General features: G+C 69.7%; 26 protein-coding genes. 17 read left to right on the forward strand and 9 right to left on the reverse strand.

All coding sequences use genetic code 11. The features are described from left to right. Window positions 1-164: 164 nt before the first annotated feature. The 6 genes from DXT68_RS14980 (at window position 165) to DXT68_RS15005 (ending at window position 5,801) form a co-directional block, all read left to right on the forward strand. The gene (locus tag DXT68_RS14980) at window positions 165-755 is read left to right on the forward strand and encodes a glucose-6-phosphate isomerase family protein (RefSeq protein WP_045252539.1); all 591 of its coding nucleotides are present in this window, start codon (window positions 165-167) and stop codon (window positions 753-755) included. Between the two features lie 10 nt (window positions 756-765). Next, window positions 766-2,310 carry a xylulokinase gene (gene xylB, locus DXT68_RS14985; protein WP_115760511.1) on the forward strand — a complete coding sequence of 515 codons (1,545 nt, stop codon included), beginning with the start codon at window positions 766-768 and terminating at the stop codon, window positions 2,308-2,310. Continuing rightward, window positions 2,310-3,266, forward strand: a complete 957-nt coding sequence (locus DXT68_RS14990; protein ID WP_045252540.1) for a phosphoglycerate dehydrogenase — start codon at window positions 2,310-2,312, stop codon at window positions 3,264-3,266. Before xylB ends, DXT68_RS14990 begins: the two co-directional genes overlap by 1 nt. Before the next feature lie 12 nt (window positions 3,267-3,278). Further along, complete coding sequence (locus tag DXT68_RS14995; protein WP_045252541.1) at window positions 3,279-4,223, forward strand: shikimate dehydrogenase family protein; 945 nt, start codon at window positions 3,279-3,281, stop codon at window positions 4,221-4,223. Beyond that, window positions 4,223-5,233 (forward strand): phosphotriesterase family protein, encoded by a 1,011-nt coding sequence (locus DXT68_RS15000; RefSeq protein WP_045252542.1) that lies wholly within the window; start codon window positions 4,223-4,225, stop codon window positions 5,231-5,233. The genes DXT68_RS14995 and DXT68_RS15000 overlap by 1 nt, the downstream gene beginning before the upstream one ends. Window positions 5,234-5,504: 271 nt before the next feature. Beyond that, window positions 5,505-5,801, forward strand: coding sequence for a putative quinol monooxygenase (locus DXT68_RS15005; protein WP_045252553.1), 297 nt, complete (start codon window positions 5,505-5,507; stop codon window positions 5,799-5,801). A 127-nt stretch (window positions 5,802-5,928) separates the two neighbouring features. On the opposite strand, the gene DXT68_RS15010 is transcribed toward DXT68_RS15005, so the two are convergent. From DXT68_RS15010 to DXT68_RS15025, 4 genes are all read right to left on the reverse strand, one after another. After that, the gene (locus DXT68_RS15010; RefSeq protein WP_045252554.1) at window positions 5,929-6,930 is read right to left on the reverse strand and encodes an ABC transporter substrate-binding protein; all 1,002 of its coding nucleotides are present in this window, start codon (window positions 6,928-6,930) and stop codon (window positions 5,929-5,931) included. A 102-nt stretch (window positions 6,931-7,032) separates the two neighbouring features. Further along, complete coding sequence (locus tag DXT68_RS15015; RefSeq protein ID WP_174233215.1) at window positions 7,033-8,064, reverse strand: ABC transporter permease; 1,032 nt, start codon at window positions 8,062-8,064, stop codon at window positions 7,033-7,035. After that, window positions 8,064-9,566, reverse strand: coding sequence for a sugar ABC transporter ATP-binding protein (locus tag DXT68_RS15020; RefSeq protein WP_045252568.1), 1,503 nt, complete (start codon window positions 9,564-9,566; stop codon window positions 8,064-8,066). The genes DXT68_RS15015 and DXT68_RS15020 overlap by 1 nt, the downstream gene beginning before the upstream one ends. A gap of 174 nt (window positions 9,567-9,740) precedes the next feature. After that, entirely contained in the window at window positions 9,741-10,610 is an 870-nt protein-coding gene (locus DXT68_RS15025; RefSeq protein WP_045252555.1) for a sugar phosphate isomerase/epimerase family protein, read from the reverse strand. Between the two features lie 213 nt (window positions 10,611-10,823). On the opposite strand from DXT68_RS15025, the gene DXT68_RS15030 reads away from it, so the two are divergent. After that, window positions 10,824-11,825: a LacI family DNA-binding transcriptional regulator gene (locus DXT68_RS15030; RefSeq protein ID WP_045252556.1), complete on the forward strand. Its 1,002-nt coding sequence runs from the start codon at window positions 10,824-10,826 to the stop codon at window positions 11,823-11,825. A 116-nt stretch (window positions 11,826-11,941) separates the two neighbouring features. Here the strand turns inward: DXT68_RS15030 and DXT68_RS15035 are convergent, their stop codons facing one another. Next, window positions 11,942-12,925 (reverse strand): aldo/keto reductase, encoded by a 984-nt coding sequence (locus tag DXT68_RS15035; RefSeq protein ID WP_045252557.1) that lies wholly within the window; start codon window positions 12,923-12,925, stop codon window positions 11,942-11,944. Continuing rightward, window positions 12,912-14,207 (reverse strand): L-fuconate dehydratase, encoded by a 1,296-nt coding sequence (locus DXT68_RS15040; protein ID WP_045252558.1) that lies wholly within the window; start codon window positions 14,205-14,207, stop codon window positions 12,912-12,914. Before DXT68_RS15040 ends, DXT68_RS15035 begins: the two co-directional genes overlap by 14 nt. Before the next feature lie 134 nt (window positions 14,208-14,341). Between DXT68_RS15040 and DXT68_RS15045 the strand changes: the two genes are divergently transcribed. Both DXT68_RS15045 and DXT68_RS15050 read left to right on the forward strand, forming a co-directional pair. Continuing rightward, window positions 14,342-15,202: a fumarylacetoacetate hydrolase family protein gene (locus DXT68_RS15045; RefSeq protein WP_045252559.1), complete on the forward strand. Its 861-nt coding sequence runs from the start codon at window positions 14,342-14,344 to the stop codon at window positions 15,200-15,202. Beyond that, window positions 15,199-15,972 carry an SDR family NAD(P)-dependent oxidoreductase gene (locus DXT68_RS15050; protein ID WP_244268071.1) on the forward strand — a complete coding sequence of 258 codons (774 nt, stop codon included), beginning with the start codon at window positions 15,199-15,201 and terminating at the stop codon, window positions 15,970-15,972. The genes DXT68_RS15045 and DXT68_RS15050 overlap by 4 nt, the downstream gene beginning before the upstream one ends. 79 nt (window positions 15,973-16,051) lie before the next feature. On the opposite strand, the gene DXT68_RS15055 is transcribed toward DXT68_RS15050, so the two are convergent. Then, complete coding sequence (locus DXT68_RS15055) at window positions 16,052-17,032, reverse strand: amidohydrolase family protein (RefSeq protein WP_045252561.1); 981 nt, start codon at window positions 17,030-17,032, stop codon at window positions 16,052-16,054. 46 nt (window positions 17,033-17,078) lie between these two features. Here DXT68_RS15055 and DXT68_RS15060 point away from each other — a divergent pair, with 46 nt between their 5' ends. Beyond that, window positions 17,079-17,756 (forward strand): FadR/GntR family transcriptional regulator, encoded by a 678-nt coding sequence (locus tag DXT68_RS15060; protein WP_045252562.1) that lies wholly within the window; start codon window positions 17,079-17,081, stop codon window positions 17,754-17,756. A 116-nt stretch (window positions 17,757-17,872) separates the two neighbouring features. On the opposite strand, the gene DXT68_RS15065 is transcribed toward DXT68_RS15060, so the two are convergent. Beyond that, window positions 17,873-18,535 (reverse strand): transaldolase family protein, encoded by a 663-nt coding sequence (locus tag DXT68_RS15065; RefSeq protein ID WP_045252563.1) that lies wholly within the window; start codon window positions 18,533-18,535, stop codon window positions 17,873-17,875. Between the two features lie 107 nt (window positions 18,536-18,642). Here DXT68_RS15065 and DXT68_RS15070 point away from each other — a divergent pair, with 107 nt between their 5' ends. From DXT68_RS15070 to DXT68_RS15100, 7 genes are all read left to right on the forward strand, one after another. Beyond that, window positions 18,643-19,593: a ribokinase gene (locus DXT68_RS15070; protein WP_045252564.1), complete on the forward strand. Its 951-nt coding sequence runs from the start codon at window positions 18,643-18,645 to the stop codon at window positions 19,591-19,593. Window positions 19,594-19,646: 53 nt separating this feature from the next. Then, window positions 19,647-20,051: a D-ribose pyranase gene (gene rbsD, locus DXT68_RS15075; RefSeq protein WP_045252565.1), complete on the forward strand. Its 405-nt coding sequence runs from the start codon at window positions 19,647-19,649 to the stop codon at window positions 20,049-20,051. Between the two features lies 1 nt (window position 20,052). Next, a complete protein-coding gene (locus DXT68_RS15080) occupies window positions 20,053-20,856 on the forward strand; it encodes a GntR family transcriptional regulator (RefSeq protein WP_045252566.1) in 804 nt (267 codons plus the stop codon). A 126-nt stretch (window positions 20,857-20,982) separates the two neighbouring features. Further along, on the forward strand, window positions 20,983-21,801 hold the full coding sequence (locus tag DXT68_RS15085; RefSeq protein ID WP_162829094.1) for a hypothetical protein: 819 nt from the start codon (window positions 20,983-20,985) through the stop codon (window positions 21,799-21,801). Window positions 21,802-21,821: 20 nt separating this feature from the next. Further along, entirely contained in the window at window positions 21,822-22,880 is a 1,059-nt protein-coding gene (locus tag DXT68_RS15090) for a PLP-dependent cysteine synthase family protein (RefSeq protein ID WP_045253338.1), read from the forward strand. 143 nt (window positions 22,881-23,023) lie between these two features. Then, complete coding sequence (locus DXT68_RS15095) at window positions 23,024-23,536, forward strand: glycine cleavage system transcriptional repressor (protein ID WP_045253337.1); 513 nt, start codon at window positions 23,024-23,026, stop codon at window positions 23,534-23,536. A 10-nt stretch (window positions 23,537-23,546) separates the two neighbouring features. Further along, window positions 23,547-23,990, forward strand: coding sequence for a GNAT family N-acetyltransferase (locus DXT68_RS15100; protein ID WP_045253336.1), 444 nt, complete (start codon window positions 23,547-23,549; stop codon window positions 23,988-23,990). 143 nt (window positions 23,991-24,133) lie between these two features. Here the strand turns inward: DXT68_RS15100 and DXT68_RS15105 are convergent, their stop codons facing one another. Continuing rightward, window positions 24,134-24,847 carry a FadR/GntR family transcriptional regulator gene (locus tag DXT68_RS15105; protein ID WP_045253356.1) on the reverse strand — a complete coding sequence of 238 codons (714 nt, stop codon included), beginning with the start codon at window positions 24,845-24,847 and terminating at the stop codon, window positions 24,134-24,136. Window positions 24,848-25,009: the final 162 nt, after the last annotated feature.

Consider the following 25,009-nt stretch of genomic DNA (forward strand, 5'->3'; position numbering starts at 1 on the left):
GAGCCCTGGCGCTACCGCCAGCGCCCGCCCGCGCTCGCACCCGCACTCGCACTCGCGCAGTTCGCGGTGCGCATCCGCGCACTGGACGGCACCTGTCATCACAGGTACACTCGACTTGTCATTACAGGTTGCGCAGCGCCGCAGCATCCGCACGAGGAGCATCGATGCCCCAGTTCCACACGCCCCCGATCTCCCCGATGGCGATCTCGTTCGACGCCGAGGCGCTCACGCTGAGTCCGGAGGGCCCCACGCTCACGCGCCGGATGTCCGATCTCGAGGGACTGTTCCTCGATGCGGATGCCTGGGCCGCCGCGTCCGCCGGCGAGAACCCCGTCGTCTACACCGTGGTCAGCTCGCCCGTCCCCGAGGTGGATCGCGAGCTGCCGCAGTCGATCACGACGATCATGCCGGGCGACACCTCGGGAGAGCTCTGGATGACCAAGGGCCACCAGCATCCGAACCACCAGGGCGAGATCTACCTCGCGCTGAAGGGCCGCGGGGGTCTGCTGATGTTCGACGGCGAGCGTACCGAGTGGCTCGACATGCTGCCGGGCACGATCGGCTACATCCCGCCGGGCTGGGCGCACCGCTCGGTCAACACGGGCGACGAGCCCTATGCGTTTCTCGCGGTCTACCCCGGCGGCGCCGGACACGACTACGGGTGGGTCCTCGAACACGGGATGGGCGCACGCGCCTACCGCGCGAGCGAGGGCGTGGACCTGCGCGCTTATTCCGCGACCCCCTCGGCGGGATGAGGGTCGGGCCATGCTGATCGCGCACGATCTCGGCACGACGGGGAACAAGGCGTCGCTGCACCACGACGACGGGCGCCTCGTCACCTCGGTCACCGTGCCCTACCCCGCTCACTTCGCCGCGGGCGGCATCGCCGAGCAGGACCCGGATCACTGGTGGGATGCCGTGGTCGCGGCCACCCGCCAGCTGCTCGACCGCGCCACCGTCGCACCGGAGACCATCGGCGGCCTCGTCGTCAGCGGCCAGATGATGGGCACGGTGCTCCTCGACGCCCACGGGCATCCGGTGCGGCCCGCGATCATCTGGGCCGACACCCGCTCGGGCCCCCAGACCCGGGCCCTCGAGCAGAGCCTCGGCGCTCACGACGCGTACCGCGTGCTCGGCCACCGCCTGAACCCCACCTACTCGGTCGAGAAGATCATGTGGGTGCGCGACAACGAGCCCGACGTGTGGGCGCGGGTGCGCCACTTCTGCGTCGCGAAGGACTACATCGTCTACCGGCTCACCGGCCGCCTCGCGACCGAGCGATCGGATGCCTCCGGCACGAACGCCTACGACCAGCAGGGTGGCACCTGGTCGACCGAGGTGCTCGCGGCCGCGGGACTCGACGCCGCGCTGTTCCCCGAGATCCTCGAATCGACGACCGTCGCCGGATCCCTCACGGCCGCGGCGGCGGATGCGCTCGGCCTCCCCGCCTCCGTCCGCGTCGTCATGGGCGGTGGCGACGGACCGCTCGCCGCCGTCGGCTCGGGCATCGTCGCCCCGGAGGACGGGGCGTACGTGTGCCTGGGCACCTCGTCGTGGATCTCGTTCGCGAGCCTCGCACCGCTGCACGACGCGCAGATGCGCACCATGACGTTCGACAACGTCGTGCCGGGGTCGTTCGTGCCGACGGCGACCATGCAGGCGGGCGGCGCCTCGGTGCAGTGGATCTCCGAGGCGCTCTCCCCCGACCCCGCTCACCCCGACACCGCGCGGCTGACGGCCGAGGCCGGCGGCGACCTCGACACCGAGGATCTCTACTTCCTCCCCTACCTGCTGGGTGAGCGATCGCCCCTCTGGGACCCCCACGCCCGAGGGGCGTTCGTCGGGCTCGGACGCCACCACACCCGCGCGCACCTCACCCGTGCGGTGCTCGAGGGGGTGGCGTACAACCTGCTCACCTGCATCGAGGCGTTCCGGGAGTCGGGCGCGACGATCGAGCGCATCGACGCCGTCGGCGGCGGCGCCCAGAGCGACGCCTGGCTCGGCATCCTCGCCGACGTGTGGGGCGTGCCGATCCGCCGCCGCACCATCGTCGAAGAGGCGAACAGCCTCGGCGCGGCGGTCACGGGCGCCGTGGGACTCGGGCTCGCGGACTTCTCCGCGGCCCGCGCGCTCAGCGAGGTCACGGCGGAGTTCACCCCGGATGCCGGTCGGCACGCCGTGCACGCACAGCGGCACGCCCGTTTCACGGCGGCGTACGACGCCCTCGAACCCTGGTTCGCGACGGCCCCCACGTCGGCCCCCGCGACGGCACCCGCGAACGCCGCCGCGAACGCCGCCCGGGAGAGCTGATGGGCGTCATCCTCGCGACCAGCCGCTCGTTCTCCGACGGCGACGTCGACCTCGTCGCCCTGGCGCACGCCGCGGGCCACGAGATCGTCCGCGGCCCCGCACACCACGGCCTGACCGAGCTCGCACCGCTGCTGGCCGCGGCGGACGGCTGGATCGCCGGCACCGGACCGGTGACCGACGACCATCTGGCCGCCGCACCGAACCTCAGAGTCATCGCGCGCTACGGCGTCGGCACCGAGGCGGTGGATCTCGATGCCGCGCTGCGCCGCGGCATCCCGGTCACCAACACCCCAGGAGCGAACGCGGATGCCGTCGCCGACCATGCCGTCGGACTCATGCTCGCGGCGCTGCGGCACATCTCCGACGGCGACCGTCGCGTGCGCCGCGGCGATTGGAGCGTGCGTCGAGGGCGGGAGCTCGGCGCGGCGACCGTCGGCATCGTCGGATTCGGAAGGATCGGGCAGGGTGTCGCCCGGCGGCTGAGCGGCTTCGGCGCCCGCATCCTCGCCACCGACCCGTTCCTGCCGGCCGCCGTGATCGCGGACGCGGGTGCCGAACCCGCCGACCTCGACGACCTGTTCCGCACCGCCGACGTCATCACGCTGCACGCCCCGGGCGGTCGAACGCTCGTCGGTGCGGCGCGGCTCGACGGCATCCGCCCCGGCCTGATCCTGGTGAACACCGCGCGCCCCGATCTGGTCGACGAGCCGGCGCTCGCCGAGGCGCTGCGCGACGGACGTCTCGGCGCGTACGCTGCCGACACGCTCGACGGCGACACCGCGGCGAGCGCGAGTCCGCTGCTCGCCGACGACCTCGCCGACCGTGTGACCGTGACCCCGCACCTCGGCGCGCAGACGACCCAGGCCGTCGACAACATGGGCTCGATGTCACTCGATGACGTGCTCGCCGTGCTCGCGGGCCGCCCTCCCCTGCATCCCGTCTCCCCTCGACTCTGAAGGACCCAGGCAATGACACTCACCGAGACTCCCGCCACCACGACCGGCGGCTACATGGGATTCATCGGCGTGAGCACCGGCTCATCGTCGATCATGCGGGTGTTCCCGGCGTGGGCCGAGGTGCTGGGCCTGCCCACCGCGAACCTCGTCGGCCACGACCTGCCCATGGATGCGACGCCCGCACAGTACGTCGCGATGGTCGAGCAGATCCGCGACGACCCCCACCATCGCGGCGCGCTCGTGACGACGCACAAGATGAACGTGTTCGCCGCCGCATCCGACCTCTTCGACGAGCTCGATCCGTTCGCCGTCTCGTGCGCCGAGATCTCCAGCATCTCGAAACGCGGCGACCGGCTGATCGGGAGGGCCAAGGATCCGCTCACGGTGGACCTCGCGCTGAACGACTTCCTGCCCGCCGATCATTTCGCCCGCACGGGGGCTGAGGTCGTGATCCTCGGCGCCGGGGGCTCGGGCACCGCCCTCAGCTGGGCGCTGGCGGAACGGGCGGATGCCCCGGCGAAGGTCACCGTGACCGCCCGCGACGATGACGCCCTGGCGCACCTGCGGGAGGTGCACCGCCAGCACGGCACCCCCGAGGGGCTGCTCTCGTACGCCCGCACCGACACGGTGCAGGAGGCCGCCGCGATCGTCGCGTCGGCGCCCGCCGGGTCGCTGATCGTGAACGCCACCGGCCTCGGCAAGGACCGCCCCGGCTCTCCACTGCCCGACGATGTCGTGTTCCCCGAGGGCGCCTGGGTGTGGGAGTTCAACTACCGCGGTTCGCTCGAGTTGCTGCACCAGGCCCGCGCGCAGCACGCAGAGCGCGGGCTGCACGTGGTCGACGGGTGGCGGTACTTCATCCACGGCTGGTCGCAGGTGGTCGCCGATGTCTTCGAGATCGACCTGACGCCCGAGATCGTCGAGCGGCTCGCCGAGGCCGCCGAATCGGCACGCTGATGCCGCTCGTCCGCACGGTTCTCGGCGACATCGACCCGCGGCGGCTCGGGCCGACGGACTATCACGAGCACCTCTTCCAGATCTCGCCGCTGCTGGTCGGCGACGAACTCGACGACGAAGACCGCTCGGGGCGCGAGACGGCGCTGCTGAGAGCCAGCGGGTTCACGGCGATGGTCGACGCGACGCCGTTCGGGCTGGGACGCGATCCCGAGGCGGTCGCACGCATCAGCGCCGGCACCGGGGTGCACGTCGTCGCCTCGACGGGCCGCCACCGCGAAGCGCACTACGGCGCAGACCACCCCACGCGCTCGGTGGATGCCGAGACGCTGTCGGCGCGCTTCATCCGCGAGGTCGACGAGGGGATGCCGCGCCACGACGACGATCCCGACGGCGTGCGCGCGCTCGGCCCCGACGACGCTCGGCCCGTGCGGGCAGGCCTTCTCAAGGCCGGAGTCGGCTACTGGAGCGTCAGTCCGTTCGAGCACACGACGCTGCTCGCGGTCGCGGCGGCGCAGCGGACGACGGGGGCGCCGGTGATGGTGCATCTGGAATTCTGCACCGCCGCGCATGAGGTGCTCGATCTGCTCGAGGGCGAGGGTGTGTCCGCCGACCGCGTGGTGCTCGCGCACGCCGATCGCGACCCGGATCCCGGGCTGCACTCGTCCCTCGCCGAACGCGGCGCGTATCTGGGCTATGACGGCTTCGCCCGTCCGCGCACCCGCTCCGATGCCGAGCTGCTCGCGCTGACCGCGCGGGTGGTCGAGTACGGCGCCGTCGACCGCATCGTGCTCGGCGGCGATGTCGCCCGCCGCACCCGGTACGTCTCGTACGGCGGAATGCCCGGCCTCGCCTACCTCGGCGAGCGCTACGTGCCTCGTCTGCGTTCGGCGATCGGCGACGACGCCGTCGAGCGGATGCTGGTCGCCAACCCCGCCCGCCTGCTCACGCTGCTCTCCGCCCGAAGCCCCGCCCGGTGGCAAGCAGCGAAGCCCGAAGCCCCCGCCCGTTGAGCGAGGAGCGAAGCCCCGAGACGAAACGCCCACCCCACTCGCCCCGCCCGTTGAGCGAGGAGCGAAGCCCCGAGACGAAACGCCCACCCCACTCGCCCCGCCCGTTGAGCGAGGAGCGAAGCCCCGAGACGAAACGCCCACCCCACTCGCCCCGCCCGTTGAGCGAGGAGCGAAGCCCCGAGACGAAACGCCCACCCCACTCGCCCCGCCCGTTGAGCGAGGAGCGAAGCCCCGAGACGAAACGCCGCACTACGAACCCCGAGGAGCCCGCATGACCGAACCGACCATCCTGCACGCCGTGTTCACCGCCCGCCCGGGGAGGGGCGACGAGGTCGCCGTGCTGTTGCGCGACTTCGCCGATGTCGTCCGTGCCGAAGAGGGCAATGTCGTGTTCGATGCGACGCGCCTGGTCGACGACCCCGACCGGTTCTTCGTCTACGAGGTGTACCGCGACGACGCGGCCTTCCAGGCGCACATCGCCGCTCCCGCCGGCGTTCCTTTCAACGAGGCGCTGCAGCAGCTCATCGTCGAGCCGTCGTCGATCCTCACCTTCCTCCGCCGCCTCTGATCCGCCGCCTCTGATCCGGCATCCGCCCCCGCAGATCCGGCATCCGCCCCCGCAGATCCGGCATCCGCCCCGGACACGGAAGAAGCCCCCCGCCCGAAGGCGAGGGGCTTCCGACGATCTGCTCAGGTCACTCGTAGAGGACCGCGGCGATGTCCTTGTCCTCGAGGTTGGTGCTGTCGTACCAGTACGAACCGGTGTCGTAGAACTTCTCGACCGACTCGCCGTTGGCGGCGTCGTAGGCGGCCTGCACGACCTGCGCGCCGATGCCGATCGGGTCCTGCGTGATCGCACCGGCCATGGTACCGTCCTTGATGGCGTTGATCTGGGCGGCGCCCGAGTCGAAGCCGACGATCGTGATCTTGCCCTTCTCGAGACCGAGCTCGTTCACGGCGTTGACGACGCCGATGGCCGAGCCCTCGTTGGTGCCGTAGATGCCCTTGAGGTCGGGGTGCGCGGCGATCAGCGTCTTCGCGATGTCGGCCGACTTCAGGTGGTCGCCGTCGCCGTACTGGATGTCGACGATGTCGATGTCGGGGTAGTCGGCCTCGATCTTGTCGACGAAGCCGTCGCGACGCTCGACACCGGTGGAGTTGATCTGCGAGTGGCCGACGATCGCGACCTCTCCCTTGCCGCCGATGAGCTCGGCCATGTGCTCGGCCGCCAGCGCGCCGGCGACCTTGCTGTCGGTGGCCGAGAGGCTCAGGCCCACGTCGCCGTCGCAGGGGGCGTCGAAGTAGACGACCGGGATGTCCTTGGCCTTGGCCTGCTCGAGCGGGGCGACGCACGCCTCGGGGTCGAGGGCGGCGTAGGCGATGGCATCCGGGTTCTTGTCGATGGCGCTGGTGAGCATCTCGAGCTGCTGCGCGATCTCGGTCTCGGCAGCGGGGCCTTCGAACGTGATGCGCACACCCAGCTCTTCGGCCTTGTCCTCGGCGCCCTTCTTCACGGCCTGCCAGAACTGGTGCTGGAAGCCCTTCGACACGAGCGCGATGTACATCTCGCCGTCGCCGCTGCCTCCGTCGCCGCTTCCTTCTTCGATGACGTCACCGCCGCCGCCTGCACAGCCTGCGAAGACGAGGGCCGATGCGGCCACGAGCGCCGCGAATGCGGTCTTCTTGCCGAATTTCATGAAAACTCCATTGTTCTGTGGTGGATGGGACTGCGTGTGAGGTGGTGCGGATCGCAGACGGTGCTGCGTTCTCTGGTGCTGCGTTCTCGGGTGATGGATGGGTCAGGTGTGCTGGCGGTTGCGCAGCGAGTCGAGGAAGACGGCCAGGAGCACGACGACGCCGACGACGATGTTCTGCCACTCCGACTGGATCGACAGGATGCGCAGGCCGTTGACGAGCACGCTCATGATGAGCGCACCGATCACGGTGCCGAGGATCGAGCCGCGTCCGCCGAGCAGCGAGGTTCCGCCGATGATCACCGCGGCGATCGCCTGCAGCTCGTAGCCGGTGCCGATCTGCGGCTGCGCGGAGTCGAGGCGGGCGGCGATGACGATGCCCGCGATCCCGGTGAACGCACCGGCGAACATGTAGATGAGGATCGTCCAGCGGCGGGTGTTCACACCCGACAGGCGGGTGGCCTCCTCGTTGGATCCGATCGCGAACGTGTAGCGACCGAGCAGGGTCTTCGACAGCACCAGCCAGGCCACGATCGCGAGGGCGGCGGTGATCAGCACGGCATTCGGGATGCCGGGGATGATGACGCCGAGGGCGATCTTCTTGAAGTCGGGGGCCGAGGTCGAGAAGTAGATCGGTGCGACGTTGGAGATCACCAGGGCGAGACCGCCGGCGATCATCATCATCGCGAGGGTGGCGATGAACGGGGGCAGCCGGAGGAACGTGATGTTCACACCGTTGACCAGGCCCATCAGCACACCGGTGAGGACGCCGCCGATCACACCGACCCAGACCGGCAGGCCCAGGTTCGTGACGATGACGCCGGTCATCACGGCGCACAGCGCCATGCCGGTTCCGATCGACAGGTCGATGCCGCCGGTGATGATCACGAAGGTCGTGCCGAGGGCGAGGATGCCGATGACCGCCGTCGACAGCAGCACAGTGGCGATGTTGCTGAAGGTGAAGAAGTTGGGGCTGGCGATCGAGAAGAACAGCACCAGCACGATGAGCGTGCCGAATGCGAGCGACTGCTGGACCTGACGCTTCAGGAATCCGACGACGTCGCGCTTGTCGGTGTTCTCGTCGAGGGCGGTCTGGATGATCGTCGTCGTGGACGACCCGTTCTGCGGAGCGCTCATCAGTCTTCCTCCCCGTGTGCTGCGAGTTGCATGATCTTCTCCTGGCTGGCGTCCTCGTTGCGGAGGGTGCCGGTGATGCGTCCGTTCGCGAAGACCGCGATGCGGTTCGCGACGCGGAGGATCTCCGGCAGTTCCGACGAGATGACGATGATGGATTTGCCCGCATCCGCGAGCTGCTGCATGAGGCGGTAGATCTCTTCTTTGGCGCCGACGTCGATGCCCCGGGTGGGCTCGTCGAAGATGAGGATGTCGCAGTCGCGCATCAGCCACCGGGCGATGACGACCTTCTGCTGGTTGCCTCCCGACAGCAGCTTCACGATCTGGTTCACCGAGGGCGTCTTGACCCGCAGCTGCTCGACGTACTCCTTGGTGCGGGTCTTGGCCTTGCTGTCGCCCATCCAGCCGATGCCGTTGGCGTAGGTGCCGAGCGAGGCGAGCACGGTGTTGAAGGTGACGTCCTGCTCGAGCATCAGCCCGAGCAGCTTGCGGTCCTCCGAGAGGTACCCGAGGCCGTGCTTGACGGCATCCGCGGGCTGCGTGATCTTGGCCGCACGTCCGCCGATCGTGATCTCGCCACCGTCGCTGCGGTCGGCGCCGATGATCGCGCGGGCGGTCTCGGTGCGCCCTGCCCCCATGAGCCCCGCGAAGCCCAGGATCTCTCCCCGGTGCAGCTGGAACGAGACGTCCTTGAGCAGGGTGCGGGTCGAGAGCCCCCGCACGTCGAGGACGATCGGGTCGTCGGCGTGCTCGCGGGCCGCGGGGCGCGTTCCTTCGTCGATCACGCGGCCGACCATCATCTCGATGATCTTGGGGATGCTGACCTCGGATCGGTCCAGTGATCCGATGTATGTGCCGTCTCGGAGCACCGTGACCCGGTCGGCGAGACGTCGCAGCTCGTCCATGCGGTGCGAGATGTAGACGATGCCGGTGCCCGACGCCCGCAGCTGCTCGATCAGCACGAACAGCGTCTCGGTCTCGGAGTCGGTGAGCGCCGAGGTGGGCTCGTCCATGATCAGGACCTTGGCGTTGAAGGAGAGCGCCTTGGCGATCTCGACCATCTGCTGCTCGGCCACCGTGAGCTCGCCGACGAGCTGCTTCGGGTTCAGCCCGATGCCGAGGCGCTGCAGCAGTTCGGCGGTCTGCGCGTTGAGCTTGCGCTCCGAGAGGAACGGACCGGTGGTCGGCTCGCGCCCCACGAAGATGTTCTGCGCCACGGTGAGATCGGGCATCAGGTTGAGTTCCTGGTGGATGATCGTGATCCCGAGCTGCTGGGCCTGCAGCGGGCTGGTGAGCTCCACCTCCGACCCCTCGAAGGTGATCGTGCCCTCGTCCTTGGTGTAGATGCCCGAGAGGATCTTCATCAGGGTGGACTTGCCTGCGCCGTTCTCGCCGACGAGCACGAGGACCTCTCCGGCGCGCACCTCGAGGTGCACCTGCTTGAGAGCCTGCACACCGGGGAATCCCTTGCTGATCCCGTCGACTCTGAGAATGGGGTCACTCATGTGCTCACCTGCTTCCTTGGAGGTCGTCATCCGCTGTTTCCGGTCGAGCCGGAAACATCGGATCAATTCTGCGGCTTGCGCACCGCTCTGCGCAAGTTGTATCTAAATGTAACTAAGTGCTTCTGCGAAGGGAAGGCCTGTAATAACAAGTTGACAACAGGTTCCCCGACGGGCTCAGTGCAGCCGGATCGAATCGATGGCGACGAGCTTGTCGCGGATGTACGCGTTCGCGTGCGCTCCGAGCTCGACGTTGTCGGTCCACAGGTTGCGCCAGATCCCGAGCATCCGGCTGAGGTCGGGAGCGACGACCGCCGACGAGAACGACTCGAACACGATCGGCCCGTCGTAGCCGATGCGCCCCAGCGCCTTGAAGAACGTGTCGAAGTCGACCGTGCCGGTGCCGAGATAGCCGCGATGGCTCTCGCCGATGTGCACGTAGCGCAGCGACGGCGCCGCATCGAGCACCGGCGCGAACATATCCGACTCCTCGATGTTCATGTGGTACGTGTCGAGATGGATGCCGACGTTCGGCCGCTGCACCTCGTCGACGAAAGCGATCGCCTGACGCGCCGTGTTGAGGACGTTCGTCTCGTAGCGGTTGACGACCTCGAGCGACACCGAGACACCGCGCTCGGCGGCGTGGTCGGCGACCCGCGCGATCGTGGCACGACTGCTCGCCAAGCCCTCGGCGGTCACCGGGTCCATGTACTTCTTCATCGCGCTGTAGATCACGCCGCAGAAGTGCTGTCCACCGAGATCGGCGAGCACGTCGACCGCCTTGAGCAGCAGCGCCTCGCCGGCGGCGACGACCGCGGGATCCGCGCTGGTCACGTCGGTGGCCTCGGACAGCCCCAATGACGCGCTGACCGAGAGGTCGTGCTCTTCGAGAGCATCGCGGGCGGCGGCGACATCGAACGAGAACGGGTCCATGAGAGGGAACTCGATCAGGTCGAAACCCGCCTGCTTCGTCTTCTCGACCGCGAGGCGGATGCCGTCGGCATCGAAGTGTCCGGTCCAGACGAGCCCGTGGCATCCGATGTTCATGAGACCTCTCGAAGGCGGGTGTGGGGCACCGTCGCCTCGGCGGATTGGCACGTGCCAACTCCGTGTTCAGTCACCGTACGCGGAGCGTCGATACGGTGTCAAGAACTTTCTTGGCACGTGCCAATCGCTGGGATACTGTGGATCCGTCGCTGCCGCGCGGCCGCGCGGTCACCCCTGCGCATGCGCGCGCCGACGCCATCGACAAGGAGCTCCATGCCCGCCAGCGTCAAAGATGTCGCCGCCCTCGCCGGGGTCTCGTCGTCCACCGTCTCGAACTACCTCAATCACCCGCATGTGCTCGGAGAGTCCAGCGCCGCGAAGGTCAGAGACGCGATCGATCGACTCGGATACGTGCCGAACGAGTCGGCGCGTCAACTGCGCGCGGGGTCGAGCAAGACTCTCGCGCTGATCCTGCTCGACGCCTGGCTGCCCTACTTCCACGAGCTCTCCCGCGGCGTCGAGGACGTCGCCCGCGAAGGCGGCTGGTCGCTGTTCTTCAGCAACAGCAACCGCGACGGCGACACCGAGCGCAGCAACATCGACATGTTCGAGGCGCACCGTGTGCAGGGCATCGTCATCTATCCGCTCGAAGACGTGGTGCCCCGACTCGAACAGCTCGCCGGTCGCGGCATCCGCTCGGTCGTCGTCGGCCCCATCCCCCGGTCGTCCACGGTCGGATCGGTGCGCTTCGACGACCACGGCGGCGGGCGCCTCGCCGGAGAGCACCTGCTCGCGCTCGGCCGTCGCCGCATCCTGTTCCTCGGAGCGCCCAGCGTCAGCCAGTCGAACGATCGGCTGAGCGGGCTGCAGGACGCCGTCGCCGGCACCGACGCCACGATCGAGGTGATCGACGTGCCGCATCTCGCGACCGACGACGGGCTCGAGGCCGGCCGGCGCGTCGCCGCGCTGCCCGCCGCCGAACGCCCCGACGCGATCTTCGCCGCGAACGACATGGTCGCGATCGGCGTGCTGACGCAGCTGCTGCGACACGGCATCCGCGTTCCCGACGACGTCGCGATCGTGGGTTTCGACGACGTCGCGCAGGCGCGACAGAGCGTCGTGCCGCTGACGAGCGTGCGCCAGCCCGGGTACGAGATCGGCCGCGCCGCGGGGGCGGCGCTGATCCGCCAGCTCACCGATCCGACGGGCGAGCTGCCCGCGCCGACGCCGTTCGCGGCCGAGCTCGTGGTCCGCGAGTCGACCGTCGGCGCCTGAACCCGCCGCTGTCCCGTTCACAATTCAGCATGACACCGCGCTGAAACCGATACCGAGCATCGGGAATCCGCTTCCCGGGCGCATCCTTGCTGAATCGTGCACACGCTCCGCGCGAGTCAGGCGGGGATCAGCCCCTCTGCAGCCAGCTCCTCCCACAGTGCGGACGGGATCTCCCGCGCGGCGTACTCGGCGTTCTGACGCAGCTGCGCCGCGCGACTGCCACCCACGACGACGGAGTGCACGACGTCGGACTGCAGCGGGTACTGGATCGCGGCTGCCGGCACCGGCACGTCATGCGCCGCACACACCGCGGCGATCCGCAGCAGCCGCTCCCACAGCTCGTCCGGCAGCTGACCGTACTCGTACCGGCCGTCGCGTCGCGGCTCGTTCGACGCGAGCAGACCCGAGTTGAAGACGGATGCCGCGACGATCCCCGTTCCGGTCTCCCGGCATGCCGGGAGCACGTCCTCGGCGGCCGGCTGCTCGAGCAGCGTGTATCGGCCGGCGACCATGATCAGGTCGAGATCCGCCGCGCGCACCGACGCGGCGAGCGCGTCCGACACCATCGAGCCCACGCCGACCGCTGTCACGTCGCCGTCTGCCCGCACCTGCTCGAGCGCCGGCAGCGCCTCGGCGAGCGCGAGGTCGAGGTCATGCCGCTCGGGGTCGTGAAGGTAGACGAGGTCGATGCGCTCGATGCCGAGGCGCTCGCGGGACTCGTCGAGGCTGCGGCGGATGCCGTCCGCCGAGAAGTCCCACTCGCGGCGCAGGTCGTCGGGCACATGGAAGTCGTTGTCGGTGTCGAGGCCGCCGTCGTGATCCGGGTTCGGCCGCAGCAGCCGGCCGGCCTTCGTCGACAGCACGTACTCGTCGCGCGGTCTCGTCCGGAGGAAGGCGCCGAGGCGCCGCTCCGAGAGCCCCAGCCCGTAGTGCGGAGCCGTGTCGAAGTAGCGGATGCCGCTCTCCCACGCCGCCTCGAGGATCTCCCACGACTCCTCGTCGCTCAGCGCCCGGAAGAGGTTGCCGACGTTCGCGGCACCGTAGCCGAGGCGGGGGATCGTCAGTCGCGCCGACGTGGGCGCAGCCTCAGACACCGACATGCCGTCCCGTCCACGTGTAGGCGGCGATGCTCTCGGCCTTCATCTCCATGCCCGATCCCGCCGCGGTCGGCGCCATGTAGGAGCCTCCCCGGATGTCGGTGGGGATCACGAAGTGCTCGTGCAGGTGGTCGACGAACTCGATCATGCGTCCCTCACGGGTGCCGGTGACGGCGACGAAGTCGAACATCGACAGGTGCTGCACGGCCTCGCAGAGACCGACTCCCCCGGCGTGCGGGCAGACCGGCACCCCGAACTTCGCGGCGAGCAGCAGGTTGGCGATGTTCTCGTTGACGCCGGCGACCCGCACGGCGTCGATCTGCATGACCGAGATCGCCTCGGCCTGCAGCAGCTGCTTGAAGATGACCCGGTTCTGCGCGTGCTCGCCGGTGGCGACGCGGATGGGCGCGATGCCTCGTGCGATCTCGGCATGACCGAGCACGTCGTCGGGGCTCGTGGGCTCTTCGATCCAGGCCGGGTGGAACTCGGCGAGCGCGGTGACCCACTCGATCGCCTCCGACACCTCCCAACGCTGGTTGGCGTCGATCGCGATCGGGAAGTCCGGTCCGCAGACCTCGCGCGCCTTGCGGAAACGGCGGATGTCGTCGTCGAGGTCGGCACCGACCTTGAGCTTGATCTGGGTGAAGCCGTCGGCCATCGCCTCGCGGGCGAGCCGTTCGAGCTTCTCGTCCGAGTAGCCGAGCCAGCCGGGGCTGGTCGTGTACCCGGGGTAGCCGGTGGCGAGCAGCTCGCGCTCGCGCTCGGCGCGGCCGGGCTCGGCGGCGCGCAGGATCTCGAGGGCGTCGTCGCGGGTCAGTGCGTTGGTGAGATAGCGGAAGTCCACCAGGTCCACCAGCTCTTCGGGCGTCATCCGCGCCAGCAGCTGCCAGAGCGGGAGCCCCGCGCGCTTGGCCTTGATGTCCCACAGCGCATTGATGACGGCGCCGATCGCCATGTGCATGACGCCTTTCTCCGGTCCGAGCCAGCGCAGCTGGGAGTCCCCGATGATGTCGCGGAACGTGCCGCCCATGTCGTCGAGGAGCGGCTCGATCTCACGACCGACGAGGTGTCCGGCGAGCGCGTCGATCGCCGCGACCTGCACGTCGTTGCCGCGGCCGATCGTGAAGACGAAGGCGTGGCCGTCGACGCCGTCCTCGGCATCCGTGCGCACGATCACGTACGCGGCGGAGTAGTCGGGGTCGGGATTCATCGCATCCGAGCCGTCCAGGCTCAGCGACGTCGGGAAGCGGATGTCGGTCGTGTCGAGGGCGACGATGCGGCTCACGGGATCCTCTCGTGCACGGGGGGAAGGATTCGTGCAGATCTCTTGGAGTGTAAACATCCGATGTCTATACTGTCAACGAGCCGCGCTACGGCAGCGCGCCCCGCACCCGCGGAACGGCACTGATCAGGAGAGACATGAAGTTCGCACGTCTAGGCAGCCTCGGCGCCGAGATCCCCGTCCTCGTCGAGGGTGACCGCTACCTCGACCTGCGGTCCGTGACATCCGATGTGAACGGCGACTTCCTCGCCGGCGACGTCGTCGCACGCGTCGAGGCGGCCCGTGCGGCCGGCGACCTCCCCGTGCTCGAGGATGCCGCCGCACTGCGCATCGGCGCCCCGATCGTCCGCCCCAGCGCCGTCATCTGCATCGGGCAGAACTATGCCGCGCACGCGAGGGAATCCGGGTCCGAGCCGCCCACCGTGCCGATCATGTTCCTGAAGACGCCGAACACGGTCGTCGGCCCGAACGATGCGGTCACGATCCCCCGCGGCAGCGAGAAGACCGACTGGGAGGTGGAGCTGGGCATCGTGATCGGCGCCCGAGCCTCCTACCTCGACTCCCCCGACGAGGCCGACGCCCACATCGCCGGCTACGTGGTCGCGAACGACGTCTCCGAGCGCGCCTTCCAGATGGAGGTCTCGGGCGGACAGTGGTCCAAGGGCAAGATCGCCCCGGGCTTCAACCCCACCGGCCCCTGGCTGGTCACCCCCGACGAGGTCGACGTCGACGAGCTGCGGCTGCGCAGCTGGGTCAACGGCGAGCCCCGTCAGGACTCGAACACGAACGACATGATCTTCGACGTGCGCGCGATCGTGCACCACCTGTCGCAGTACGTCACTCTCGAGCCGGGGGATCTGATCCTCACCGGCACCCCGCAGGGCGTCGCGTTCGGCGGCAGGTTCCCGTATCTGAAGGCGGGTGACGTGGTCGAGATCGAGATCGAGGGGCTCGGGCGTCAGCGTCAGGAGTTCGTGGCCTGGGAGGCACAGAAGTGAGCGCACAGATCCAGACCCCGGCACTCGAGGGGCTCGTCGCGATCGTCACCGGCGGAGCATCCGGCATCGGGGCCGCCATCGCGGCCCGCCTGCACGCCGAGGGAGCGCGGATCGCCGTGCTCGACCGCGACACCTCGGGGGCGGATGCCGCCTTCGCCGCGTTCACGGCCGACGTGTCCGACCGCGCATCGGTGGACGCGGCCGTCGCCGCCGTCGCCGAGCAGTTCGGCCGCATCGACATCGTGGTCAACAACGCCGGCGTCGGCGCGCAGGGCGACGTCAGCGCGAACGACGACGAGGAATGGGCGCGCGTGCTCTCGATCAACGTCACCGGCATAGCCCGCGTGACGTCGGCCGCGCTGCCCTGGCTCAAGAGGTCGCCGAGCGCGGCGGTGTGCAACACGGCATCCATCGCGTCGACCACCGGCCTCCCGCAGCGCGCCCTGTACAGCGCGTCGAAGGGTGCCGTCTCGGCGCTGACCCGCGCCATGGCCGCCGACCACCTGCGCGAGGGCATCCGCGTCAACGCCGTCAACCCGGGCACCGCCGACACCCCGTGGGTCGGCCGGCTGCTCGACTCGGCCGACGACCCCGCTGCCGAACGCGCCGCCCTCGAAGCCCGTCAGCCGCATGGCCGGCTGGTCTCGCCCGACGAGGTGGCCGCGGCCGTCGCGTATCTGGTGAGCCCCGCCGCGGGATCCACCACCGGGACGTTCATCGAGGTCGACGGCGGAATGGCCCAGCTGCGTCTGCGCCCCGCCGGAAGCTGAGTCTCGACCGCCCGGGTCGCACCCGGGCGGTCGCTCCGACCGCGACCCCGCCTACGTGCGCCCGCCTACGTGCGCTCGCCTACGTGCGCTCGCCGCGCAGCCAGCCCAGGAGGCCGCGGCGCGGCCGCTCCTCACGCGCATCCGCAGGGGTCGGCCGCGCACCGATCCGATAGAACTCCTCGGCATTGCGCCAGAGGATCGCATCGACGTCGTGCCCGCGGCGCTCCGCCCAGGCGATCACCGTCTCCGCCCAGCGGCTGCGCGCGGTGGGCTGGTACATCGGGGAGCCGTCGTCGTTCGCATACGGGTCATCGGCCTCGGCGGGGCCGATGACCGAGACGGGCCAGTCGCTCCCCCACATGAGACGTTCGACGCCGAAGGCATCCGCGGCCGCGTCGAGGAAGGGCGCGAGCTGCTCCGGCGACCAGTCGCCGCCGGCCTCCGCGGGGAGCCCCGACAACTTGCACCAGACGTTCGGATGCCGGGCCAGATCGTCGAGGTCGCGCACCCACTCCATCGTCGGCGCGACCGGGACGTCCGCGGTGCCGACCGTCGGCTTGCCGAGGTGATCGAGCACCATCCGCAGCTCGGGCACCGCCGCCGCGAGGCGGGCGATCTCGGGCAGCTGCGAGGCGCGCGCGCACGCGTCGAAAGACCAGCCGCGGGCGGCGACCTCGCGCGCGCCGGTCACGAACGCGGCGGACACCGCGAGTCCGTCCGGTTCGCCCTGCAGGTTGTGACGCACGCCGACCACGAGGGGCTCGCCGGCGAGGCCCTCGAGATGTGCGGTCGTGTCGGTGCCGCGGTCGAGTCTCGCACCGGCGACGATGCCGACCACGCCGACGCGCTGCGCGAGGGAGGCCACCCAGCGCACCTCGTCGAGGAAGTCGTCTTCGACCGTCTCGGCCTGCACGAACACCGCCCGCTCGGTCGTCGCACGCGGGATCCGCGCGTGCTCGATCTCGGTCGCGCCGAACAGCCAGGCGAGCGGCCCGTCGAGCCAGGTGTAGTGCAGAAGCTCCGGGTCCCAGAGATGCAGGTGCGAATCGAGTACGCGCATACCCCCATCCTGCCGCAGACATCCGATGACTGGCTAGGATGACGCCATGGCAGTGACTGACGAGGCGATCGAGAAGATCAAGGCGATGATCGTGTCGGGCGAGCTCGCGCCGGGCGACCGGCTGCCTCCCGAGAAGGAGCTGTCGGAGCGCCTCGGCCTGTCGCGCAACTCGATGCGCGAAGCCGTGAAGGCTCTCGAGGTCATCCGCGTCCTCGACGTGCGGCGTGGCGACGGCACCTACGTGACGAGCCTCGAACCGCACCTGCTGCTCGAAGCGATCTCGTTCGTGGTCGACATGCACGATGACGACTCGATGCTCGAGATCTTCGCCGTCAGACGGATGCTGGAATCGCAGGCGACCGGCCTCGCCGCGACCCTCGGCAGCGACGAGGCGATCGCGGACCTCGAGAGCGAGGTCGGATCGATCGATGCCGGCGTCGGCATCGAGGAGCTCGTCGAGCACGACATCCGCTTTCACCGCGAGATCGTCGGCATGGCCGGAAACGCCTACCTCGCGAGCCTCATCGAGCACCTGAGCAGTCAGACCGTGCGGGCCCGGGTGTGGCGCGGGCTGACCGAGGCCGGGGCGGTCGAGCGCACTCTGTCGGAGCATCGCGCCATCGCCGAGGCCATCGGCCGGCACGACCCGGCGCTCGCCACGTCGCTCGCCACCGCGCACATCGCCGGCGTCGAGCGGTGGCTGCGCCAGGCGGCCTCCGCGTAGGTCGTTCGGTTCTCAGCACAGATTCTTCCGCGGCGACCGCCGAACTGCGGAACCGCGCGGCTCCAGTCCGCCTGCGGACACGCCCCTGCTGAATTGTGAACGCGGCGACCGAGGGCTCAGGCTCCGAGCCGCGCCATCGCCGCGTCGAACTCGGCCGCCGACCCGTCGCTGACCTCGTGGAACATCATCTGCTCGATCACATCGGGCGCGGCGGTGAAGTACGGCACCCCGGCGAGACGCAGCCCGGTGATGTCGGCGGGCGAGCGCAGACTGGCGGCGAGCACGTCGGTGCCGCTGCCGGCGCAGACCTCCTGCATCCGGGCGATCATGGCGTCGCCGTCGATGCCGGCGTCCCGCATCCGGCCGAGGTAGGGGGCGATGTACCGCACGCCGATCGACGAGCAGACCAGCGCCTGAGCGACGGAGTAGACGGCGGTGACGAGCACGCTGGCGCCGTCGGCGACGAGAGCGGATGCCGCGGCGAAGCCGTCGCGCGTGGCGGGGACCTTCACCGCCACGCGGTCTCCGAGCGCCCGGATCGTCTCGGCGTTGCGCAGCAGCGAGGCTGTGTCGCCGCCCCAGGTCTGGAAGAAGATCTCTCGCGCGCCCTCGTCGGACCACCGTGCATACAGGTCGGGGATCTCGACGGCGGTGCGCCCGCCCCGCTCGAGGATCGTCGGGTTCGTCGTCACACCATGGACGACGCCCGAGGTGAGGAGAGAGGCGACGCGGTCGACGTCCGCGCTGTCGACGTAGAGACGGGGGGCCGCGGCAGTCATCGGGTCTCCTTGTGCACAACCTGTCGTTACAGGTTCGGATTCGGCTAATGTAATGACAGCCGCGGAGGATGTCAAAGCCCCCCGCATCGACGACGATCAGGAGTGCCATGACAGCCGCCACCTCGCCCGATCGCACCGGCGTCGTCATCGTCGGCAGTGTGACCGCAGACGTGACGACCTTCTCGACCCGGCTTCCGGCCCGAGGCGAGACCATCCTCGGCGACGAGTTCACCCTCATGCTCGGCGGCAAGGGCGCGAACCAGGCCGTCGCGGCCGGACGCTCGGGGGCGCGCACGAGCTTCGTCGGATGCGTGGGCGACGACCTCTTCCACGACCTCGTCGTCGACGGGCTGAGCGCGGCGGGCGTCGATCTCACCCATCTGCGCACCGTGCCCGGCCCCACAGGCATCGCGCACATCCGCGTCGATGCATCGGCGCAGAACGACATCGTCATGGTGCCGCTCGCCAACGCGGCCCTGAGCACCGCGCAGATCGACGCGGCGCTGGCCGCCCTGGCGCCCACGACCTCGGTGCTGCTCACCCAGCTCGAGACGCCTTCGGCGCTGACCGCGCACATCACCGCCCGCGCGCGGGAGCACGGCATGACGGTCATCCTCGATCCGGCCCCCGCCGCCCCGCTCGACGACTCGGTGTGGGCGAACATCGACATCGTGACCCCGAACGAGACCGAGGCCACGGTGCTCAGCGGCGTCTCGGTCGTCGACGCGACCAGCGCCGAGCTGGCGGGCCGCTGGTTCCTCGACAGGGGTGTCGGCGCGGCCGTGATCACCCTCGCAGGACAGGGATCGTGCGTCGTCACGGCGGACGCCGCCTTCGTCGTCCCGCCCTTCCCCGTCGAGGCCGTCGACACCACCGCGGCCGGCGACGCTTACGCCGGGTACCTCGGCGCCGCGCTCGCGAACGGGTGGGCGCTGACCGATGCCGTTCGCCTGGCCACCGCCGCCGGCGCCCTCGCCGTCACCAAGCAGGGTGCGTCGCCGAGCCTGCCGCTGCGCGCCGAGGTCGATGCCTTCCTCGCCGCCCGCGACGCCCTCTGACCGCATCCGGCCGCCGGCCCCGACATCCGTCCGATCCCGCACGAGGAGACATCATGCGAAAGACAGCGACGACCATCAACCCCGCCCTCTCGCGGGTCATCAGCGAGACCGGGCACACCGATCTGCTGGTCGTGACCGATGCGGGGCTGCCGATTCCGCCGGGATCCGAGCGCATCGATCTCGCGTATCGCCCGGGCGCACCGGCATTCCTCGACGTGCTCGACACGGTGCTCGCCGAGCTCGTCGTCGAGGGCGCGACCGTCTCGCAGGAGGTCGCCGAGAAGAGCCCCGAGATTCTGGCGGCGCTGCGCGAGAGGTTCGCCGATCAGGATTTCGAGATCGCTCTGGTGCCCCACGTCGAGTTCAAGGCGCTCACGCACTCCGCGCGGGCGTTCGTGCGCTCGGGCGAGTTCACCCCCTACGCCAACGTGATCCTGCATGCGGGGGTCGCGTACTGACATGGATGATGCGATCGACCGCCATTCCGCGGCACCCATGTACGACCAGCTGCGTCAGCTCATCGTCGAGGGCATCTCGCGCGATGGCCTGCAGCCGGGCGATCCGCTCCCGGGCGAGCATCGGCTCTGCGAGCGCTACGGCATCTCCCGCACCGTGGTGCGGCAGGCTCTGGCGCAGCTCGAGCACGAGGGGCTCGTCGAACGCGTCAAGGGCAAGGGCACGTTCGTGTCCCGCCCCCGCACCAGCGAGAGCCTGGTGCACACCCTGATCGGTCTCTACGACGACGTCGAGCGACGTGGCGGGCATGTGCACAGCGACGTGCTGCGCCACGAGCCCGCCGTCGCCGACGACGAGATCGCCGCCGCCCTCGACCTCGAGCCGGGCGCGCCCGTCGTCGTGCTCGATCGGCTGCGCCACGTCGACGGCGAGCCGTGGTCGCTCTCCACGACGTGGATGCCGGAGGCTGTCGGCCGCGCCACTCTCGACGTCGACCTGTCTGAGGCGTCTCTCTACCGACTCCTCGCCGACAACGACATCGTGGCGACGAGCGGGGTGCGCTCGGCCGAGGCCACCGTCGCGACCCACGATCAGGCGCAGCATCTGGGCGTGAGCGCCGGCTCCGCCCTCCTGCGGCTGCGCAGCGTGAGCAGGTCGGCCGACGGCGTGCCGATCGAGTACTTCGTCGCGTATCACCGCGGCGACCGCTCACGTTTCGAGTTCCAGCTGCAGCAGGAGCAGTCGCAGGCGTCATTGCTGCACATCGACGGCGACGGCGGCGCCTCGCGAGCGGGCACGGTGATCTGAGCGGCGGCCCGGCGGCCCGGCGGCCCGGCGGCCCGGCGGCCCTCGGGGTGATCCGATCGGTGATCCGGGGCCGCTAGCCTGGGGGCGAGAGCGCGCCGAGCCCGGTGTCGACGGAGGGGGAGCACGATGGTCGATCCGCATGAGCGCGATGCGCACTCCGACCCCGTTATCCCGCCACCGCCCGCCGTTCCCGGGGCGTCCGAGGCGGCTTCTCCCGTCGTACCGCTCGCGCCTCCGCTGAGCGGTTCCGTCTCTCCTGCACCGGCTGCTCCCCCGACGGCCCCCGGTGGGTACGGCGCTCCGCCGCCCCCGCAGCTTCCGCCCTACGCGGCGATGGGGCAGCAGCCCGGCGGATACGCGCAGCCCGACGCCGGCCCCCAGCCCGGGATCTACCCGACTGCCGCCCACCCCGGCATCGGCGCACCCGCCCCGGCGCGGACGTCCGGCCGCGCGATCGGGATCGTGTTCGGTTCGATCGGAGCGGTGCTGATCGTCGGCATCATCGCGGTCGCCATGCTGCTGGGAGCCCTCACCGCGACGAGGACCGATCCGTCGACCGCGCCGCTCCCCCCATCGATCAGCGAGCCTCCCCGCAGCCCGGACACCGATGCCGGGGCGGGTGCCGAGATCGCCGACATCCTCGACGCCAAGATGGACGAGTACAAGCGCCTCCGCGACAGCGGCGCGCTCTGGCAGAGCATTCCCGACAACGACTTCAACCGCACCGCGGTCGCGGCCTTCCTCTTCTTCCTCACCGACATGAAGGTCGCCACGATCTGGGGCGTCGACGCGGCGCAGGCGCAGGAGTACGAGGAGCGGATGACGATGCTCGAGGAGCGTCTGCTCGCCCAGCAGCCGCTCGGCGACGACATCAAGATCACACTGGAGGATCAGGTCTTCACGTACGACGGCGAGACGGGCGAGGGCGGGTTCACGCCGAAGTAGGCGACCGTTACGCTCGAAGGATGAGCGACTGGACCAGCACTGCGATCGCCCTGCTGGAGGCCGACGCCAACCGCAGCGCCGACACCCACCTGCACCTGTTCCCGTTGCCGCCGGAGTGGGGCATCGATCTGTACCTGAAGGACGAGTCGGTGCACCCTACGGGGTCGCTCAAGCACCGTCTGGCGCGCTCGCTCATCCTGTACGGACTCGTGAACGGCCGCATCGACGAGAACTCCACGCTCGTCGAGTCCTCGAGCGGATCGACCGCCGTCTCCGAGGCGTATTTCGCCCGGATGCTCGGGCTGCCCTTCGTGACGGTCGTGCCGCGGTCGACGAGCCAGGAGAAGATCGATCTGATCGAGTTCTACGGCGGGCGGTGTCATTTCGTCGACCGCGCCGAGGACATGTCGCCCGAGGCGCAGCGCCTCGCTGCGGAGTGCCACGGCCACTACCTCGACCAGTTCACGTTCGCCGAACGCGCCACCGACTGGCGCGGCAACAACAACATCGCCGAGAGCGTGTTCAGCCAGCTGGCTCAGGAGCGGCATCCGATCCCCCGCTGGATCGTCGTGGGCGCGGGCACCGGCGGCACGAGCGCGACGTTCGGCCGGTATGTGAAGTACCGCAGGCACGAGACCAGGGTCGCGGTCGTCGACCCTGAGGGCTCAGCTTTCTACGACGGATGGGCGGGCACGGTCGATCCGCCCGTGGGGCGCCCCAGCCGCATCGAGGGCATCGGCCGGCCGCGCGTCGAGGCGTCTTTCGTGCCGACGGTGATCGACGAGATGATCCAGGTGCCCGACGCCGGTTCGATCGCCGCGATCCGGATGCTGCGCGAGCGCACCCTGCACCTCGCCGGAGGGTCGACCGGCACCAACCTGTACGGCGCGTTCCAGTTGATCGCGCGGATGCGCGCGGCGGGCGAGACCGGCAGCATCGTCACACTGATCTGCGACAGCGGCATCCGCTATGCGGGCACGTACTTCAATGACGACTGGGTCGCGGAACAGGGGTGGGACCTCGCCCCGCACCGCGCCCGGCTCGATCACCTCCTCGAGACCGGGGTGTGGGTCGACTGATCCCTCTGCCGGTTCCCGCGTGATGGTGTCGCTGACCTACTCGTTCACAATTCAGCACGGATGCCCTCGTTCTCCCACCTGATCACCCCATCGCCGGGGATGAGACCGCTGGGTGCTGAATTGCGAACAGCTACGCTGGCCGCATGACTACTCTCATCCTCACTGTCGCGGGTGCTGACCGCCCCGGTCTCGTCGCCGCCGTCGCCGATGTCGTCGATGCCCACCGCGGCAACTGGGAGAACAGCTCGCTGGCCGAACTCGCCGGGACGTTCGCGGGCGTGATCGAGGTCTCAGTCGCTGCGGAACACTCGGAGGGACTGCAGACCGCACTTCGAGAGCTGCAGGGCCAGGGGCTGCTCACGCTCGCGGTCCTCGCCGGCTCGCCCGCGACGGACGCCGAGGCGGAGGTGCTCGAGATCCGGGTGCTCGGCAACGACCGCTCCGGCATCGTCCGCGAGATCTCGAACGTGCTGAGCGCCCATGAGCTGAGCATCGAAGAGCTGGCGACCGAGACCCGCGATGCGGCGATGGCCGGCGGGCGCCTGTTCGAGGCATCCGTGATCGCCCGAGTCCCCGCATCGGTCGACCTCGACGCGCTGCGCCGTGACCTCGAGCGCATCGCGACCGAGATCCAGGTCGACATCACCCTCGCCTGAGTCGTCGCCCATGGCCGACGACCTCCGCATCTCGATCGCAGACAGCCTCACACAGAGCGACCTTCAGCGGATCGAGACGCTTCTCCCCCAGCTCTCCTCGACCGCTCGATTCGACCCGGAACGAGTGCTCTCTCTGCTCGATGCGCAGAACGCAGACCTCTTCGTCGCGCGCGAGTCCGGCCGGATCGTGGGGATGGCCACCCTCGTGCTGGCACCGCTCGTCACCGGATTGCACGGCAGCATCGAAGACGTCGTCGTGGATCAGAGCACCCGAGGGCGCGGCATCGCGCGCCTGCTGCTCGAGGCGATCATCGATGAGGCGCAGGGCCGGGGTGCGGAGAAGCTCGATCTGACGTCGCGCCCGGCTCGCGAATCCGCGCTGCGCCTCTACGAGTCGGTCGGCTTCGTGCGTCGAGACACGAACGTCCTGAGATTCGCTCCGCGATCGAGCTGACGGGACGCCCGATCAGCGGACATCGTCACGATCAGCGGGCGGATCGGTGCGATCGGACCGCAGAACGGGGCAGCGCCCGCAGATCGGGACGCCAACCCGGGACGCAACCCGGGGCGCCAGAACGGCGCAGCGCGGCGCGCGGGTCAGTCGGATGCCGGCGCCGACGTGGGTTCGATCAGACTCACGTCGGTGTACCGGCGCACCCAGTACTCGGTCTGGGCGACGTGCGCGGATGCCGCAGCGGATGCCGCGACCGGGTCTGCCGCCGCGAGTCCTCGCAGGATCGCGCGGTGCCCTGCGTCGGAGTGCAGCTTGAGCTCGGCGGCGTCACCGGCGTCCGGAATCCGGTAGGCCCGCGAGCGTGAGCGCAGCACGTCGATCAGGCTGGTGAGCGCGTCGTTGCCCGCCACCCGCGAGATCGTCATGTGGAAGGCGTGGTCGAGGCGCGAGTGGTCCTCGAAGTCGTCGCTGGCCTCGATCTCATCGAGCACCGCACTGAGCTCCTCAAGGGTCGAGGTGTCGATGCGAGCTGCCGCGAGCGCGGCCGCATGCGGTTCGAGCACCCGACGCAGCTCGGTCAGTTCGAGCACGCCCGCCATCGGCAGCAGCCCGACGGTGAGCGAGAGGCTGCCGATGAGGTCGGCGGCGCGAAGCTCGCTCACATAGCTGCCCGATCCGTGGCGGGTCTCGAGCACGCCGAGGGCGGCCAGCATGCGGATGCCCTCGCGCAACGACCCGCGAGAGACGCCGAGCCGTTCGCAGAGCTCACCCTCGCTGGGCAGTCGATCGCCGGGTCTCAGTGCTCCGTCGGCGATCAGTGCGCGCAGTCCATGCAGAGCAGTATCCAGAGCGCTCATCGACATCCTCCTGACACCGCCCGATTCCTCTGAGAGTCTGTCGGACATACCGACATCGTCAAATTCGTATGACGACTATGTTTCATCTTCACCTTTTCATGGTCATTTCGGAACCTGTGTGGCAAAGTTGTGCAACAACTCCCCCTGATGCACCGACGAGGA

It is taken from the genome of Microbacterium foliorum (genome assembly GCF_003367705.1).
Taxonomy (GTDB): domain Bacteria; phylum Actinomycetota; class Actinomycetes; order Actinomycetales; family Microbacteriaceae; genus Microbacterium; species Microbacterium foliorum.